General features: G+C 58.6%; 16 protein-coding genes. 7 read left to right on the top strand and 9 right to left on the bottom strand.

Going from position 1 to position 15494, the window contains the following annotated elements:
* Positions 1–6 precede the first annotated feature (6 nt).
* From GBM95_RS01600 to GBM95_RS01580, 5 genes are all read right to left on the bottom strand, one after another.
* Entirely contained in the window at positions 7–1818 is a 1812-nt protein-coding gene (locus GBM95_RS01600; protein WP_152157494.1) for an ATP-binding protein, read from the bottom strand.
* A gap of 103 nt (positions 1819–1921) precedes the next feature.
* Positions 1922–3559 (bottom strand): NAD(P)-binding protein, encoded by a 1638-nt coding sequence (locus tag GBM95_RS01595; RefSeq protein WP_152157493.1) that lies wholly within the window; start codon positions 3557–3559, stop codon positions 1922–1924.
* 15 nt (positions 3560–3574) lie between these two features.
* A complete protein-coding gene (locus GBM95_RS01590) occupies positions 3575–4642 on the bottom strand; it encodes a thiamine pyrophosphate-dependent enzyme (protein WP_152157492.1) in 1068 nt (355 codons plus the stop codon).
* Positions 4643–4644: 2 nt separating this feature from the next.
* The gene (locus GBM95_RS01585) at positions 4645–5910 is read right to left on the bottom strand and encodes a transketolase C-terminal domain-containing protein (RefSeq protein WP_152157491.1); all 1266 of its coding nucleotides are present in this window, start codon (positions 5908–5910) and stop codon (positions 4645–4647) included.
* A complete protein-coding gene (locus GBM95_RS01580; RefSeq protein ID WP_152157490.1) occupies positions 5903–6481 on the bottom strand; it encodes a 2-oxoacid:acceptor oxidoreductase family protein in 579 nt (192 codons plus the stop codon). The genes GBM95_RS01585 and GBM95_RS01580 overlap by 8 nt, the downstream gene beginning before the upstream one ends.
* Positions 6482–7009: 528 nt before the next feature.
* On the opposite strand from GBM95_RS01580, the gene GBM95_RS01575 reads away from it, so the two are divergent.
* Both GBM95_RS01575 and GBM95_RS01570 read left to right on the top strand, forming a co-directional pair.
* The gene (locus GBM95_RS01575) at positions 7010–7372 is read left to right on the top strand and encodes a DUF3455 domain-containing protein (RefSeq protein ID WP_226963110.1); all 363 of its coding nucleotides are present in this window, start codon (positions 7010–7012) and stop codon (positions 7370–7372) included.
* A 127-nt stretch (positions 7373–7499) separates the two neighbouring features.
* Positions 7500–8009 carry a DUF1801 domain-containing protein gene (locus tag GBM95_RS01570; protein WP_152157489.1) on the top strand — a complete coding sequence of 170 codons (510 nt, stop codon included), beginning with the start codon at positions 7500–7502 and terminating at the stop codon, positions 8007–8009.
* Positions 8010–8077: 68 nt separating this feature from the next.
* On the opposite strand, the gene GBM95_RS01565 is transcribed toward GBM95_RS01570, so the two are convergent.
* Together GBM95_RS01565 and GBM95_RS01560 are read right to left on the bottom strand one after the other, a co-directional pair.
* Positions 8078–8995, bottom strand: a complete 918-nt coding sequence (locus tag GBM95_RS01565; RefSeq protein ID WP_152157488.1) for an alpha/beta fold hydrolase — start codon at positions 8993–8995, stop codon at positions 8078–8080.
* On the bottom strand, positions 8992–10272 hold the full coding sequence (locus tag GBM95_RS01560) for a sigma 54-interacting transcriptional regulator (RefSeq protein WP_152157487.1): 1281 nt from the start codon (positions 10270–10272) through the stop codon (positions 8992–8994). The genes GBM95_RS01565 and GBM95_RS01560 overlap by 4 nt, the downstream gene beginning before the upstream one ends.
* Positions 10273–10438: 166 nt before the next feature.
* Here GBM95_RS01560 and cydP point away from each other — a divergent pair, with 166 nt between their 5' ends.
* The 5 genes from cydP (at position 10439) to GBM95_RS01535 (ending at position 14255) form a co-directional block, all read left to right on the top strand.
* The gene (gene cydP, locus GBM95_RS01555) at positions 10439–10633 is read left to right on the top strand and encodes a cytochrome oxidase putative small subunit CydP (RefSeq protein WP_139688364.1); all 195 of its coding nucleotides are present in this window, start codon (positions 10439–10441) and stop codon (positions 10631–10633) included.
* Between the two features lie 30 nt (positions 10634–10663).
* Complete coding sequence (locus GBM95_RS01550) at positions 10664–12214, top strand: cytochrome ubiquinol oxidase subunit I (protein ID WP_152157486.1); 1551 nt, start codon at positions 10664–10666, stop codon at positions 12212–12214.
* Between the two features lie 18 nt (positions 12215–12232).
* Positions 12233–13372 (top strand): cytochrome d ubiquinol oxidase subunit II, encoded by a 1140-nt coding sequence (gene cydB / locus GBM95_RS01545; RefSeq protein WP_152157485.1) that lies wholly within the window; start codon positions 12233–12235, stop codon positions 13370–13372.
* 167 nt (positions 13373–13539) lie between these two features.
* Positions 13540–13863 (top strand): cyd operon YbgE family protein, encoded by a 324-nt coding sequence (locus tag GBM95_RS01540; protein ID WP_193222536.1) that lies wholly within the window; start codon positions 13540–13542, stop codon positions 13861–13863.
* 2 nt (positions 13864–13865) lie between these two features.
* Positions 13866–14255, top strand: coding sequence for a globin domain-containing protein (locus GBM95_RS01535; protein WP_152157484.1), 390 nt, complete (start codon positions 13866–13868; stop codon positions 14253–14255).
* A gap of 83 nt (positions 14256–14338) precedes the next feature.
* Here the strand turns inward: GBM95_RS01535 and GBM95_RS01530 are convergent, their stop codons facing one another.
* A complete protein-coding gene (locus GBM95_RS01530) occupies positions 14339–14896 on the bottom strand; it encodes a YaeQ family protein (protein ID WP_152157483.1) in 558 nt (185 codons plus the stop codon).
* An 83-nt stretch (positions 14897–14979) separates the two neighbouring features.
* The gene (locus GBM95_RS01525) at positions 14980–15453 is read right to left on the bottom strand and encodes a DUF4870 family protein (RefSeq protein ID WP_226963109.1); all 474 of its coding nucleotides are present in this window, start codon (positions 15451–15453) and stop codon (positions 14980–14982) included.
* Positions 15454–15494: the final 41 nt, after the last annotated feature.

Below are 15494 nucleotides of genomic sequence, written 5' to 3'. Positions count from 1 at the left end.
TGTGCTTCATTGTGCAGCCTGCGGCTTCAGTCCGGGCTTCTTTTCGACGCGCACGACGGTGCCGCCCTCAGGCCTGCGGACCACTTCAATGGTGGCGCCTAATGCCTCCGCTCGTTCCTTCATGATGCCGAGGCCGAAGTGCCGCGCTTTTTCCGCATGCTCCGGAATCCCGATCCCGTTATCCGTCACGGTAAGAATGCAGCCGCCGGCACCGGCCGTTTCGATGCGTACTGCCGCCTGCGTTGCCCGGGCATGCTTTTCGATGTTGGAGAGGGCTTCGCGCAGAATCTGAATGAAGTGCACCTGGTCGTTGGTGGAAATTTCCACACCCAGAAGCGTGTTGGTAAGCGATACCGGCATGCCGGTTCGGTTTCTGAACGCGTCTACAGCGGCATTCACTGCGTCGCCGAAACCCGTCCCCTGGAGCTGCAGGCGGAATGCCGTCAGAACCTCGCGCAGCTGCCGATATGCTGTGGAAATGCCTTCGTCGAGCTCAATGAGAACCTCCCGGGCGGCATCTCCCGTCGGATCCGCCTCAATGGCGCGCTTCAGCCTTAAAAGCTGAATCTTGGAGAAGGAAAGCGACTGAGCGATGGAGTCATGGAGCTCGCGCGCGATGGTGGAGCGTTCCTCGAGCACTGCGAGGCGCCTGTCGTCCATCGTCCGCAGCGACGCATCCACTGCCCGGCCTATGAGCGCCGCCGTCATGCCGAGGAAGTTGCTCTGCCAGGCCGAAGGCTCCTCAGGGAACCAGATCTTCAGCATGCCGAGCGTCTCCTCCCGGGCGCCGATTGCCGGAATATTAAGCAGATGACCTTCACGTCCCCGGCTGTCGCCCGGCGTTTCAGCAAAGCGCCAGGACTTTCCGTCGTCCCATGTCTTCTGCGGGTCTGCGCTTACGCAGAAGGCTGCGCCATTGGCGCCCGTGAGCTGTGCGGCGCCTTCAAGCACCTTCTCGACGGCATCGGGCAATTTCGGCCCGTCGACAAGAAGCTGCTCAGAGGCCTGAGCAAGAAACTGAAGCCCCTGATTGCGTCTATTCAAATCCGCGGTCTTTTTTGCGACTTCAGCTTCCAGAGAGCCGTAGAGCCGATCAAGCTCGCTCACCATGAAATTGAAGCCGCGCGCGAATCGCCCGATCTCTGAATTGTGTGCAGCCGCTTTCGAGCGCACATCAAAATTCCCTTCACGCACCGCTTTCGCCGCCGCCTCCAATTCCTCAAGCGGAGAGAAGATGCGCGACTTCATCACGCGCAGCAAGCCGAAAGTCACGGCGAGCGCCCCGAGAAGCGTGAAAACCAGAATTGCCTTCAGCCATCCCATCAAGCCGGAAAGACGCTCCTCGAGGGCGAACACGAAGACGTCGACGTCGTCCACAAAGCCGCCGATTTTTCTCATGAAGCGCTGCCGCGCCGCTTCATCGTCAATGCCCTTCAGCGCAAGCGGACGGATCTCGGAAGCAAAACGCTCGGCCACGATGTTGTACATGCCCCGTATCGGATCTGCAGGGTCGTTCGGAACGCTCGAAAGAAGTCCGGGTCTCGTGAGGCGCTCCCAGAATTCCTCAACTGCTCTTCTCGTATTGGCCTCGCGCTCTTCATGCGTCTCATAGGGATTGCTGACGGCAACCGTGAGCTTGTAGCTCATCATGCGCAGGCTCCCCGACACGTTGATGGCGCCGCCAGAACCGGTTGAGAGCTCGGTCAGCACAACCGCAGGAATTGCAGCCAGAGTCACGCAAAGCGTGATCAGGATGAATACAAGCTTGAATTCCCGGTAAAGCGAACGATTTTGAGGAACGGATTGCGGCTCAGTCATTTCAGGCGCCCCGAAGGAGAGAAAAATGCGCCCCGGCGCCGGATTCAATCCCGAACGCCGGGGCGCACTCTGAGTATAGGAAACCTTATGCCGCTTCCGTTACTCAGATGTCCTCGCGCACCATTTCAATGGCGCCGCACGGACATTCATTGGCACAGATCCCGCAGCCCTTGCAGTAGTCGTAATTGAAGCGGAACTTCCTGCCGGGTCCGAGCTTTACCACCGCATTGTCCGGGCAGACCCCGTAGCAGTTGTCGCATTCAAAGCAGTTGCCGCAGGACATGCAGCGGCGGGCTTCAAAAAGTGCGTTCTCTTCGGTCAGGCCTTCGAGCACCTCTTCAAAGGTCGTCTGGCGCCGCACGATGTCGAGCTGAGGACGGATCTTCTGCGGCGCATCCGCGTAATACCAGGTATTAAGCTTTTCAAAGGTCGCCGGATCCGCCGGCGCCTTCTCGCCGGGCATCTCGCCCCTGAGCCAGGCATCCATCGCCTTTGCCGCGCGCTTGCCGTGACCGATCGCCACCGTTACGTTGCGATCGCCCGGCACCACATCGCCGCCGGCAAAAATACCCGGAACGCTTGTCATCATGCGCTCATCGACCACAACCGATCCTTTTTCCACCTTCAGATCAGGAAGAGCGGAAAGGAAAGAGAGATTGGTTTCCTGCCCCAGGGCAAGAACCAGGCTGTCGGCTTCAATGGTTTCGTACTCTCCCGTCGGCTGCGGATAGCCCGATTCGTCGAGCTTCATCTTTTCGATGCGGATCGTTCCGCGTTCCGCTTCGGAAATCGTGGAAAGCCACTTCATCGAAACGCCTTCTTCAAGCGCCTCTTCAATTTCAAAAGCATGCGCCGGCGCACGCTCGCGCGTACGACGGTAAACAACGATCGGTTCCGACCCCAGCCTTTTTGCGGTGCGCGCCACGTCAATCGCCGTATTGCCGCCGCCATAGACCACGACCCGGCGCCCGAGGAGCGGTTCTTCGCCGGGCGAAGACGACTCCACAGATCTGAGAAGACTCACGGCATCCATGATGTGCGCGGCATCGCCGGCAGGGATGTAGGCGCGATGCGCAAGAGACGCTCCGGCGCCGATGAACGCTGCGGCATAGCCGCCCGCCTTCATTTCAGCAGCCAGATCAGAAACCTCGCGGCCGAACTCGAATTCGACGCCCAGAGCCTCAATGCGCGCGATTTCTGCGTCAAGCACCTCCCGCGGAAGACGATACTTTGGAATGCCGTAGCGCATCATGCCGCCGGCAGTTTCCGCACTCTCCACAACATGAACGGCATAACCCATGCGGCGGAGGTGATAAGCCGCGGAAAGGCCTGCCGGTCCGGCACCGACAACCAGGATGCGCTTTCCGTTTGCCTCAGCAGGCTGAGGAAGCTTCCAGCCGAGCCTGAGCGCATGGTCGCCTAAAAAACGCTCCACGGCATTGATGCCGACCGGCTCATCGAGATCGCCTCGATTGCACGCCGTCTGACAGGTGTGGTAGCAGACGCGTCCCATGACTGCGGGGAAAGGATTGTCTTCAACAATCTCTTTCCAGGCGCCTTCATAATCTCCGCTTTGCGCAAGAAAGAGCCAGTCGCGGCACTTTTCCCCGGCAGGGCACTTGGCATTGCAGGGCGGAAGGCGATTCACGTAAACGGGTCTCAGCGTACGCCAGGAGCCGGTCCGGTTGGCGAGCGACGATCCGACGTCGAGGGTAATCGCAAACGGTTTTTCTTGGGTCATTTTTATCCTCCGCCTTCAGATCTGCTGGCTGCGCTCTTCAGCCTGCGCGGCGACGGGAATCTGAACCTCGCGGCCGTCGTCCCCGGCCATGAGGTTGAATTTTTCAATATTGCGGTCCGCAAGCTCCTGGATGCGGGCGACAACCGCCGGGTCTCCTTTCTTGCCGAAAAGATGCGCAAAGCGCTTCTGCAGCTTCAGATACGCTTCCACCGGCTGGCGTCGGCGAATTTTGTAGGAACTCGTCACTTCCCCGTACTCGGCTTCAAAAACCGGGAAAATGCCGGTTTCCTGCGCAAGACGCGCAACCTCGATGGTCTTTCCGGAAGCGGTGCCCCAGCCGAGCGGGCAAGGGACAAAAATGTGGATGTAGCGTGCGCCGTGCATGCTCATCGCCTTTTCAACCTTGCGCTCCAGATCCCGAAGGTCCGCTACCGTCGCGGTTGCGACATACGGAATGCCGTGCGCCATGGCGATGAGCGGCACGTCCTTGCCCTGCCCCCACTGATTGCCCGGTTCGCTCCCGGCAATCTGCGTGGTGGCCGTTCTTGCCGCCGGCGGCGTTGCAGACGAACGCTGCACGCCGGTATTCATATAGGCCTCGTTGTCGTAGCAGATATAGAGCACATCGTCATTACGCTCAAACATGCCCGAAAGGCAGCCGAAGCCGATATCGGTCGTGCCGCCGTCGCCCCCCATGGCAATGACCCGCGTAGGCTCCGTTCCTTCCTTTTTGGCCCGGGCCCGGAATGCGGCGGCCATGCCGGTGGCGACTGCGGCCGTATTGCCGAAAAGAGAATGGAACCAGGGAAGCTGCCAGCTCGTTTCCGGATAGGGCGTTGAAAAGACTTCCAGGCACCCGGTGGCATTTGCCGCAGTCAGTCTGCCTCCCGTAGCCCGCATTGCCGCATCCACGGCATAGCGGGCGCCAAGCGCTTCGCCGCAACCCTGACAGGCGCGGTGCCCCGAAGTGAGGGAATTAAAACGCTCCATGGAAGACTGCACGGATCTCGATTCAGGCCCGAGCAGCCGATTGCCGGCCGTGAACGTGCCGGTCTGATAGAAATGAATTTCCGACTGAGACATGTTCAGATCTCCTCGCCCCGGGCAAGTTTGCGTTCATTGACATGACGGTTGAGGGCTTCGGCAACAGGGCCGATATGGCGCGAAGCTTTTTCGCGCTCCATCTGCCGGCGAACGAGCTCCTCGTCAAGATCAAGGAAGATTTCCTCTTCTTCGAGCGTTCCGGCAAGCGCCCGGGCAAAGTAGGGCTTCAAAGCCTGACGCGTGACGGCGCGCCCGCCGAGCCCAGCAATCAGCGTGCTCTGACGAACCGGGAGTCCCCTGAGCGCCTTCATGACCTCAAGCGAAACTGCACCTGCGCCGCCTGCGCTCACCATGCGCTCCATCACCACCACGCTGCGCAGAGACTTCAGCGCCTCCCTCAATGCCTTGAAGGGGAAGGGGCGGAAGCTCTTAAGAACGACGACGCCGATTCTCGCTCCGTCTTCGCGCATTTCATCCACCGCATCCTTGACGGTCCCGGCAAGCGCGCCCATTACCAGCACGGCGGCTTCAGCATCTTCCATGCGGTAGGTCGAGAGAAGCCCGCCGGAATTGCGGCCGAAGATTTCGTGGAAAAGCGCCTGTGTTTTCTCAATCACAGGAATGGCTTCCTGCATCCGACGTTCTGCGAGCCAGCGGACCTCGGTGAATGCTTCGGGGCCGACCATTGCCCCGATGGAATAGGGATGATCAGGATCGAGCTGCTGGCGAGGCCGGTAGGGCGGCAGGAAAGCATCGACAGACGCCTGATCCGGAATGTCCATTTCCTCAAACGCGTGCGTGAGCACGAACCCATCCATGCAAACCATGACGGGGATGGACATTTCCTCGGCAATGCGGAAGGCCTGGATGTGGAGATCGCACGCTTCCTGATTATTTTCAGCAAAAAGCTGAATCCAGCCGCAGTCGCGCTGGCTCATGGAGTCTGAGTGATCGTTCCAGATATTGATCGGAGCGCCGATCGCGCGGTTGGCTACTGTCATCACCACGGGAAGCCCAAGCCCGCCCGCGTTGTAGACGGCCTCCGCCATATAAAGAAGACCCTGGCTGGCCGTTGCCGTATAGGCGCGGCCGCCCGCCACCGAGGCGCCGATTGCCACAGACATCGCAGCGAACTCGCTTTCCACATTGATGTACTCGCAGTCGGCAAGCACCCCTTTGCGGCAAAGGAGACCAAGATTTTCAACAATGTGGGTCTGAGGAGAAATCGGGTAGGCGCACACCACGTCAGGCCTGCAAAGCGCGACCGCCTGCGCTACGCCCTGGCTGCCTTCGAGCTGCTTAAGCATGGTTCGTCTCCTTCTGGGCAATTACGTATTCATATGCCTGACGGGCAATCTCGGCATTCGCCTCAGCAATCCGGCCGGCAAACTTGACGGCATACGCGTCTGCAACGCTCTTGAGCTGCATCATCGACGTCATTGCAGCAAACCCGGCAAGCATCCCTGCACCGGGAAGCGGTCTCCCAAGCGCTGCAAGCGCGAACTTTGTAGCCGGCACGCACATGACGTGCCCCTCCGGAAGCTCGCGCTTCAGGTCGCCGAGTCCAAGCGCTTCAGGCGTCTGGCTCGAATTCACCAGAACGAAGCCGTCGGGCCTGAGTCCTGCAAAAACAGGAACGCTCTCCAAAAGCGTGCGGTCCTGGATCAAAACCACATCGGGTTCAAGCACGGGTTCGCGCAGGCGGATTTCGGTCGGAGAAAGGCGTGCAAAAGCGACCACCGGAGCCCCGGTTCGTTCAGAACCAAAGCTTGGGAAAGCCTGTGCCTTATGTCCTTCCATGAAGCCCGCGAGCGCAAGCATTTCTGCTGCCGTCACAACGCCCTGGCCCCCGCGGCCATGTATACGAATCTGAAACACTTCGGATCCCTCTTTGCGGAAAAGAGGCCGAACGCGCGGACGAAGCTATGCCGAAGTCTCCGGCAGAAATCTTTCTGCCGGAGGCGCTTCTCTATGCCCCGTCCGAGGTTTTGCAGCCCGTTCTCTGCCTCTCTTTGAAGGCATGACGAAAGGGCTGCCGCAACCGAGGGTCCGGCCGGGTTGGCTCTGTCCGAAGCTGTCGCGCCGCCTGAAAAATACAGTCAGCGATGCCGGGTCTAGAAGCTTCCGACAGAGCGGGTTCTTTGAAATTGTTTTCTAGAGTTCCACTCTAGCAAGATTAACGAAGGTTACGCGAGGCTTTTTCCGAAGGACACATTTCACGGAGCGGCACATTAAGGATGCTGCCGCTAGACTTTCGTGCATCACCTTCCTACTCTCAAGCACCCTTATGCGCGCCCTTTCCGCCCTGTTCGCGATCCTTCTCCTCGCGAGCTGCACCACCATTCAGTTCACCCCCGATCCGCTGAAGGACGCTACAGCCGTCTATTCATGGGAAGCCCGCGGACGATGGTATTCCAATGTTCCTATGATTCAGAAGGCTTTTTCTGGAATTTCGTACAAACGGAAGGAGAGCTTCTGAATGACGCCGGGCAGCGCCAGGCAGTACTGCAGCCGAACTTCGGCATTACTGCCCGCGACGGCTCCACGATTCACGCGAAAATCATCAGCCAGGGGGAACAGATCTCTCCCCGGGATCTGCGCACAGCCGTTTTTTCCGCCCAGTCCGAAGGCCGCGGGATCCTCGAAGGCGTTCGCTACATCGCCCGCCGACAGCCTTCCGGAGGCATGCCGCTCGTCACATGCACAGCCTCGCAAATAGGTCAGTATCTCCGGGTGCCGTTTCGCGCACGCTATGTGTTTTACCGCTGAGAAACAAAAACCTGACTGTCCGAGTCGGGAAAGCCCCCGTCCGGTTTGCTAAAATCTATTCTCTTGCGGCTTGCGAGCTCTCTTTGGGAGCCCGAAGCCTATATTTTTATTAGGGGGAAAAGTAGTCATGGTACCTGCAGCCACCACGGTGGGAGGCTATCTCCAGAGTCTGCCCAACGATCGCCGCGTTGCAATGGCCAGAGTCTGCAGCATGATCCGACGCTCCGCCCGAGGCGTGCGTGAAAGCATGCGCTTCGGTCTTGCCTTCTATGAGCTTGACGGACCGATTTTTGCCGTCAAGTCTCATGAGAAGTCTCTCATCCTCTATTACGCAGAAAAAGACGCCGCTGCCGGCAATGAGGAACGCTGGAAGGGACTCGATACCGAGCATCGCTCAATCGAGTTCAAGGATCTGAACTGCCTGCCGCTCGATGTTGTGGAAACCGTCGTCCGCAATTCGCTCAAGCTTCGCCGTGCAAGACCGGCAAGCGAGATGCCGTCTCAGAGCGAGCTTCTAGAGGTCTGGGGCATTCGCGAGGAAGACGCCGCTGTTGCGCCTCCCATCGTGCGCATCGTCGTCAATCACGATGAGGAAGGCGCCGGCGATGCTCCGGCGGGCGAACCGGCCGCCAAGTAACCGAAAATCGGCACTTGCGCATTAGAAAAAGCCGCTCGGGGAAATCTCGGCGGCTTTTTCTTTGTCCCTCAGAAATGACGCTGCATCCAGTCCTCAACGACCGCAATCAGGTCCTGAAGACATTCCGTTACCGGCCAGTGACGGCATTTGAGCAGCACAAACTCTCCGTCAGTAAGCGCCCCGGCTTCGCGTCGCATCGCCTCAGGATCCGTGTAGCTCCCGGAGGAAGCCCCGATGATGAGCACCGGCGCCTTAATCCTGGAAAGCTCCGGACTCGGACGACCGACCTCAAGCAAATCCCGTCCGTAGTCCGCCATGTGGATATGCCCGAGATCGCGCCAGGGCGAGGAATACTCCTTCACAAAGGCTTCCAGCGCCTCTCCGCCTTCGGCAATCTTGAGCCGCGCAGCCTCGTCGCCCGTGCGAAGGTTGTAGGGCGGCAGACGGCGCTGCAGATGAAGCTCCCGGGAAACAATGCCGATTTTTTCAAGAAGAGCCGGCATCCAGCGCTTCCTTCGCATTTCAATTGCCTTCGGAGTCAGACAATTTGAGAGCAGCGGATCGAGGAGAATCAGCCCCTCAACGCGTTCGGGATACTTCGCAGCAAAATTCATGGCCACTGCGGCGCCCAGGCTATGGCCGAGAATTACCGCGCGCCTGCGTCCGAGGAGATCCATGAGAGCCGCAATGTCGCAGGCATGCGCTTCGAGCGTTCCGGCAGTACGCGAGGGACTCGCCCCATGCCCCCGGAGGTCGAAGCGCAGAATATCCCAGTTGTCCCTGAGCCTCGTTTTTTCTACGAATTCCTCCCAGCGCGAAGCGTTGGAAGCCGCTCCGTGCACGAGGATGAGCAGTCCTCGGGCAGTTTTTCCTGCCCGTGCAAGCGCAGCAGCAATTGCCGCCTCGCCTCTCGAGATGCCAATGCGCTCCTCTCCTTCGGTAAGCCGAAAGAAAAGCCGCTCCTCGGGTCTCATCGACGCGGTCATTTTGTTCCTTTCTCCTTTTTCTGCTGTAGCTCTCTGGCTTCCTGAAGTCTGCGGTAAAGCGTGCGCTCGGATAGCCCCATTCGACGGGCAAGTCCTGCCCGGGTTCCCTGCCAGCGCGACTCTTCCTCTAAAAGCGTATCGCCGCAGACATCCTCTGCGGAAAGCTCCGAATAGCGCGGGGCTTCCAGATCAGCAGGACGAATTTTCCTCCCGCCCGCAAGAAGCTGCGCACGCATGAGCGCACATTCAAGCTCGCGAATATTACCCGGCCAGCTGCACTTGAGAAGCAGCGCCAGAACTTCAGAGGATATTTCCGCGGATTCACCGTCTCCCGTACGGCGCAGGATGAGCTCCGCGAGCTCTCCGATGTCTTCGCGCCGATCTTTGAGTGGCGGCACATCAATGCGCGCCACGCAGAGCCTCAGCCACAAATCTTCCCGAAGCGCGCCCGACGCCACCAGCCTGTCCGGATCCTCTGCATTGGTCGAACAGACAACGCGCCAGTCGAGCGCAACGCTCTGCGCGCTTCCGGCTTCACGCACGAAGCCGGATTCCAGCAGCGTCAGGAGACGCCGCTGAAGCCCCGGGCTAAGCGCAGATATTTCATCAAAATAAAGCGTCCCGCCCGGACGGGAGGCGAGGCCGCCCGTCCTCGATCCGCCAAGCTTTGCCGACCTGCCGAGAAGCTCGTCCTCAAATCGCTCATCCGTAAGCGCGGTGCAGTCGAGCTTCACGAGCGCATTCACAGCACGTCGTGAATTCTCATGCAAAAAGCGCGTGAAGCTTTGCTTGCCGCATCCTCCGGGGCCGCAAAAAAGCACCGGCACGTTCAAGGTAGCCACACGGGCAATGGCGTTGAGCACGCGCCTTGTTGCCGGACTGCGGGCAACAATACCCTCGCGAAGGGCCGCATTCTGCGCATCATCACGGATGCGGATGCGCTCCATAAAGTAAACAGGACTTCCATCTGCGGCAGCGACAGGCACCGATTCCAATTCGAGGAAGCGTTCGCCCCCGGGCACAAGTTCCCTTTCGAGCGCACGCTCAACCTGCCGGGAAAAAACGGATTTATCCATCGGACAAATGCGTCCGCAGCTTCCGCAGGGGTTGAGGTCATGAAAAACCAGCTCATGACATTTCCGCCCCTCAAAATCATCGATGCCGAATTTTTGACGGAAAGCACGATTCGCATAAGCCACGGTGTAATCCGATCTTACGAGGAGCCTTGGATCCTCAAGCGCATCAAGAATGCCCTGAAATTCTGCACTTACTGCCATATCGAACTGCCAAAGTCCGCCAAACTGTAATTTTGGCAGTCTGACAGTTCCATTTAACACCGTCAAGCCGTAAACGTAAGGCGTCAGATATGGGAATTCTCCCAACGCGCTCATTAAGATGTAGGCACGAAAAAGCCGCCTTCAGCGAAATCAATCGGAGCAACTGATGGACAACACCACAGACCGCCGCCGGCGTCCCGGACTTCTCGCCGAAATCATTCTGGTCGTCGCGGTCAAGCTCTTCCTTATTTTCTGTCTTTGGTACCTGTTTTTCAGTCCTGAACACCGGACTGACGTCACGCCGCAGAAGATGGGGGATGCGCTTCTTGGCGCTCCGGCGGCCACCTCGGAACCCCGCTAACAACTCTCAAAACCACATCAGGAGTCTCAAGTGATCTCAACTGATCTTGTTGACCTGTCACGCCTGCAGTTTGCGCTGACCGCGATGTACCACTTCATTTTTGTGCCGCTTACGCTCGGACTTTCGTTCCTGCTGGTGGTCATGGAAGTGACGTATGTCCTCACGGGCAAACAGATGTACAAGGACATGACCCGCTTCTGGGGCAAGCTCTTCGGCATCAACTTCGCCCTCGGCGTCGCCACCGGCATTACGATGGAATTCCAGTTCGGCACGAACTGGGCCTACTACTCTCACTATGTAGGCGATATTTTCGGCGCACCGCTCGCCATTGAAGGCCTGATGGCCTTCTTCCTTGAGTCGACCTTCATCGGCCTTTTCTTCTTCGGCTGGGACCGCCTGTCGAAAGGCAAGCACCTTTTTGCCACGATCATGATGGCGCTCGGCTCCAACCTCTCGGCGCTCTGGATTCTTGTCGCCAACGGCTGGATGATGTATCCGACCGGCGCGGAATTCAATTTTGAAACCATGCGCATGGAGATGACCAATTTCTGGGCCGTCTTCACGAGCGAATGGGCTCAGGCCAAGTTCGTCCACACGGTTGCCGGCGGCTACATGACGGGCGCCATGTTCGTGATGGCCGTTTCCGCCTACTACCTCCTCAAGCGCCAGGACGTCAAATTCGCCGCTTCGTCCTTCCGCCTTGCCGCTGCTTTCGGCATCGTCTCGAGCATTCTGACGATCCACATGGGCGACGAATCGGGCTTCCTCGTGACGCGCGACCAGCCCACCAAGATTGCCGCCATGGAAGCCACCTGGGACACCCACGAGGCTCCGGCGCCGCTCACGCTTTTTGCGATCCCCAATGAAGCCGAACAGAAAAACGCCATGGAAATCAGCATTCCCTGGGTGTTCGGCCTGATGGGCACGCGGTCGCTGTCTACGGAGATTCCGGGCATCAAGCAGCTTGAAGCCCAGGCTGAAGAGCGCATCAAGAACGGCCAGAAAGCCGTTGCCACTCTGGAAGCGCTCCGCAAGGATCCGAAGAATGAAGCTCTGCGCGCTGAATTCCAGGCGCTCCAGCCCGACCTCGGCTTCGGCCTTCTTCTGAAGCGCTATACCGAAGACGTCACGCAGGCCACGCCTGAAATGATCAAGCAGGCCGCTCAGGATACGACGCCGCAGGTTGCGCCGATGTTCTGGAGCTTCAGGCTGATGATCAGCTGCGGCCTCGGCATGGCGCTCATCTTCGTGCTCGGCCTTGTCTTCTCCATGAAGAAGACCCTCCAGAATCAGCCGCTCTACCTGCGCCTTACGCTCCTTGCGCTCCCGCTGCCCTGGATCGCCTGTGAAGCAGGCTGGTTCGTCGCCGAATACGGCCGTCAGCCCTGGACCATTTACAACATCCTGCCGACGCACCTCTCTGTTTCGTCCCTCTCCACGGGCGACCTGATCGGTTCGATCCTCGGCTTCGTCATTCTCTATACGCTCATGCTCATCGCCGAAATGTGGCTGATGATCCGCTTCAGCCGCAAGGGTCCGAGCTCGCTCGGCACCGGCCGCTATCACTTCGAGCAGAAGTAACCCGGGAGCATTGACAAAATGATCGATTATGAAATTCTGAAAGTCATCTGGTGGCTCTTCATCGGCGTGCTCCTCACGGGCTTTGCAGTGATGGACGGCCATGACATGGGCGTCGGCTCGCTGCTGCCGTTCCTCGGCAAGAACGACAATGAGCGCCGCGTGATGATCAATTCCGTCGCTCCGCACTGGGACGGCAATCAGGTGTGGCTCATCACGGGCGGCGGCGCCATGTTCGCTGCCTGGCCGATGATGTACGCCGTGGCTTTTTCGGGCTTCTACTGGGCGATGCTCGTCATCCTCGCTGCGCTCATGTTCCGCCCGCTCGCCTTCGACTACCGCAGCAAGGTGGCGGCCACCCGCTGGCGCACTACCTGGGACTGCCTCCTCTTTATCGGATCGGCCGTTCCTCCGGTGATCTGCGGCGTTGCGTTCGGCAATCTCCTTCAGGGCGTGCCCTTTGAGATTGATGCAACGATGCGCCCGATTTATACGGGGAGCTTCTTCGGCCTTCTCAATCCGTTCGGACTGCTCTGCGGCGTGCTCGCGCTTCTGATGGTTGTCTTCCACGGCGCCAACTACCTGGCGCTTCGTACGGAAGGCGATCTCCATGACCGCGCCGTCAAGGTTTCCGGCATTGCCGGCATCCTCACGGCCGTGCTCTTTGTGCTGGGCGGCATCTGGGTCTACATGGGAATTGACGGGTATGTCGCAACCGCCGGTCTTGATCCTGCCGGTCCGGCGAATCCGCTTGCGAAGACGGTTGAAGTTCAGGCCGGCGCCTGGTTTGCTAACTACAGCGCCCTGCCGCTTCTCTGGGTCGTCCCCGTGCTCGGCATTGCCGGCGCGCTTCTGGGTTCGGTACTCGTGAAGAAGGGCCGCATCTGGCCGGCGATCTTCTGCTCTTCCGCAGCGATTCTCGGCATCGTCCTTACGCCGCTTATTTCGATGTTCCCCTTCGTGATGCCGTCCTCGACGATGTTCAATGCCGGCCTCACCATCTGGGACTGCACGAGCTCTCAGCTCACGCTTGAGATCATGCTTTTCGTCACGCTCATCTTCCTGCCTATCGTGGTTTTCTACACGTCCTGGGCCTATCGCGTGATGAGCGGCAAGCTCAATGCTTCGTACATCGAAAAGAACACGCACTCCCTTTATTAATTGAACAGCTGAGTCTTCAATTCCGAACTGTCTCCGGGAAGAGGCAGTCCGGGATTGAAGCCGGATCGTTCATCTGGAGCTCAACACCATGTCTTATTTCTACTGGATTGCAGGTCTTTCCTGCGCAGTTCTCCTTGCGGCAACGCTTGAAAGCTACGCATCGCGCAATGACGACTGATCTTGAAAAGCCTCTGGAGCGCATTCACGGAAGCCGCGGCGAAAAGAAAAGCAGTTCTTCTTTTCTGAGGGTTCTTTCGCTTCTCGCCGCGCTTGCATGTGCCGCGCTCGTCATTCTTTATCCGCGAGCGATTGCTCATGATGCAGCCGGCGTTCCTCACGGCTTTTTGGTCGGCATGCTCATCGGCATGAGCATTCTCTGGGTCTATGGTTTCGGCTTTGTGCCGCGCCATCCGCTTATTCGCCGTATTTTTTCGCCGCTCGTCGGCTGGGCTCTGCTGCTCGGCTTCGGTGCGGCCGTTTTTCTCCACTGACCATGCCAGAACAGTCCTCTCTTTACGCCGCCATTGGCGGCGAGGACGGCATTGCAAGGCTTGTCGCTTCATATGTGCGCATACTGAGAGACAATCCTTCCTTCGGGCAGCTGAGAGCGCTTTATACTCCTGAGGGCATCAAACGCTACGACAGCCGCATGCGCGAATTTCTTTCGGGCTGGCTTGGCGGACCTGCGCTCTATCAGGAGCGTCACGGACTGCCTATGCTGAGGGAATCGCACCGCGCCATTCCGATCGACCGGGCGCTCATGCAGGAATGGATGCGCGTGATGCGCATGGCGCTCAACGAGGCAGTCGCCGATCCAGCCCTGCGGCTTCGTCTGGAAGGAGCCTTTGCGCGGATGTCGGAAAGCCTCATCAACCAGCGCTGAAAGCAAACCTTTTCGCAATGCTCTAAACGCGAAAACCCGCTTCTTCTCAATGAAGAAACGGGTTTTCGTTTATTGGGGGTCCGTCAGGTCCAGCGCTGGGTTTCGCGCTTGAGATATTCCGGATTGATCTGCACATCCGCAGTGTCGCTGTTTACCCAGATCACGCTGTCCTGGATGGTGACGGCAAACTTCATGCTTCGCAACGCCATCGCGGCAAGCGCGTCAGCCTCAGAATCAGGAATAAAAATAACCGTCAGCTTGTCGATTTTCGAAAGCTCTCCCTTCACGGATTCCCACCAGGGTTTTGTCCGCGCCTCATCATATGCGAGGACGAGTACATGCTCGCTTTTACCCGCCGCCTTGCGCACGGTCCGTACGTCTGGCGCACCGAGCTCCACCCATTCAATAATGGCTCCGGTATCGTCCGTCTCCCAAAGCGCGGGTTCGCCATCAGAAGAAAGGCCGCGGCCGAATTCAAGATGTTCTCCGGCGCGCACGCACCAGGCGAGGACGCGCAGCATAAGACGTTTTTCTGTTTCCGAAGGGTGTCGGGCAATCGTGAGCACAGGCTGCCCATACCATCCTCGATCCAGATTCGAGATGGAAAGCTGCGCCTTGTAGACCATTGCTCCGAGAGCCATGAAAACTCACTCCTTAAGAAAATTGCGAGGGAATTTTTCAGTATAGCGTTACTGCTCTTCATCGAGCCTCGAATTCCCCGGCATCAGCTCATCGGCATCGGTTCGCGCCGCACGAGCCGCTTCCAGCCGTAAAGGATTCGGTAGGCAACCCAGATGCCAAGCACCAGCAGGCCGCCGATCAGCGTAAAGAATCCAATGCCGACAAAAGCGAGCGGCATCGAAATGATGTAGATGAGAATCATCCAGAGAAACGCATACCAGAACGTGCGGATCTGCCAGGAGAAGTGCGAGGCCACGAACGTCCCGCGGGCGTCGGAGCGGAAGATATAGTTGATGATGACGGCAAGGATGGAGGGGCCGGAAAAAACAAAAGCTCCGGCTATGGAAAGTCCTGCCGTAAGAAGTCCCGTCAGTATGGAAATGCTGTGGAGGCCGTAAACAATGTGGGCAACAGTGACCGTTCCGGATGCCGGCTCAACATAATCCTCGAGCCGGTCGCGGTGTTCGATATCCACTATCTCGTTCGGGTCGCGACGGGCATAGCGCTTCTCTGGCATGCTTCTTCTTCCTATTTGATCTGCGGGAAGCTCTCTTCCCG

Source organism: Sutterella seckii, assembly GCF_009183815.1.
In the GTDB taxonomy this organism is placed as follows: domain Bacteria; phylum Pseudomonadota; class Gammaproteobacteria; order Burkholderiales; family Burkholderiaceae_F; genus Sutterella; species Sutterella seckii.
The sequence above is the reverse complement of the archived record's forward strand: the minus strand, read 5'-3'. Positions and strand labels throughout refer to the sequence as shown.

Coding starts and splice junctions, on each gene's coding strand:
- cydP (WP_139688364.1), top strand. CDS start 10,439: ATGGACAACACCACAGACCGCCGCCGGCGTCCCGGACTTCTCGCCGAA.
- GBM95_RS01585 (WP_152157491.1), bottom strand. CDS start 5,910: ATGCTTAAGCAGCTCGAAGGCAGCCAGGGCGTAGCGCAGGCGGTCGCG.
- GBM95_RS01535 (WP_152157484.1), top strand. CDS start 13,866: ATGCCAGAACAGTCCTCTCTTTACGCCGCCATTGGCGGCGAGGACGGC.
- GBM95_RS01575 (WP_226963110.1), top strand. CDS start 7,010: ATGGTATTCCAATGTTCCTATGATTCAGAAGGCTTTTTCTGGAATTTC.
- cydB (WP_152157485.1), top strand. CDS start 12,233: ATGATCGATTATGAAATTCTGAAAGTCATCTGGTGGCTCTTCATCGGC.
- GBM95_RS01595 (WP_152157493.1), bottom strand. CDS start 3,559: ATGACCCAAGAAAAACCGTTTGCGATTACCCTCGACGTCGGATCGTCG.
- GBM95_RS01530 (WP_152157483.1), bottom strand. CDS start 14,896: ATGGCTCTCGGAGCAATGGTCTACAAGGCGCAGCTTTCCATCTCGAAT.
- GBM95_RS01565 (WP_152157488.1), bottom strand. CDS start 8,995: ATGACCGCGTCGATGAGACCCGAGGAGCGGCTTTTCTTTCGGCTTACC.
- GBM95_RS01525 (WP_226963109.1), bottom strand. CDS start 15,453: ATGCCAGAGAAGCGCTATGCCCGTCGCGACCCGAACGAGATAGTGGAT.
- GBM95_RS01540 (WP_193222536.1), top strand. CDS start 13,540: ATGACGACTGATCTTGAAAAGCCTCTGGAGCGCATTCACGGAAGCCGC.
- GBM95_RS01590 (WP_152157492.1), bottom strand. CDS start 4,642: ATGTCTCAGTCGGAAATTCATTTCTATCAGACCGGCACGTTCACGGCC.
- GBM95_RS01570 (WP_152157489.1), top strand. CDS start 7,500: ATGGTACCTGCAGCCACCACGGTGGGAGGCTATCTCCAGAGTCTGCCC.
- GBM95_RS01560 (WP_152157487.1), bottom strand. CDS start 10,272: ATGGCAGTAAGTGCAGAATTTCAGGGCATTCTTGATGCGCTTGAGGAT.
- GBM95_RS01600 (WP_152157494.1), bottom strand. CDS start 1,818: ATGACTGAGCCGCAATCCGTTCCTCAAAATCGTTCGCTTTACCGGGAA.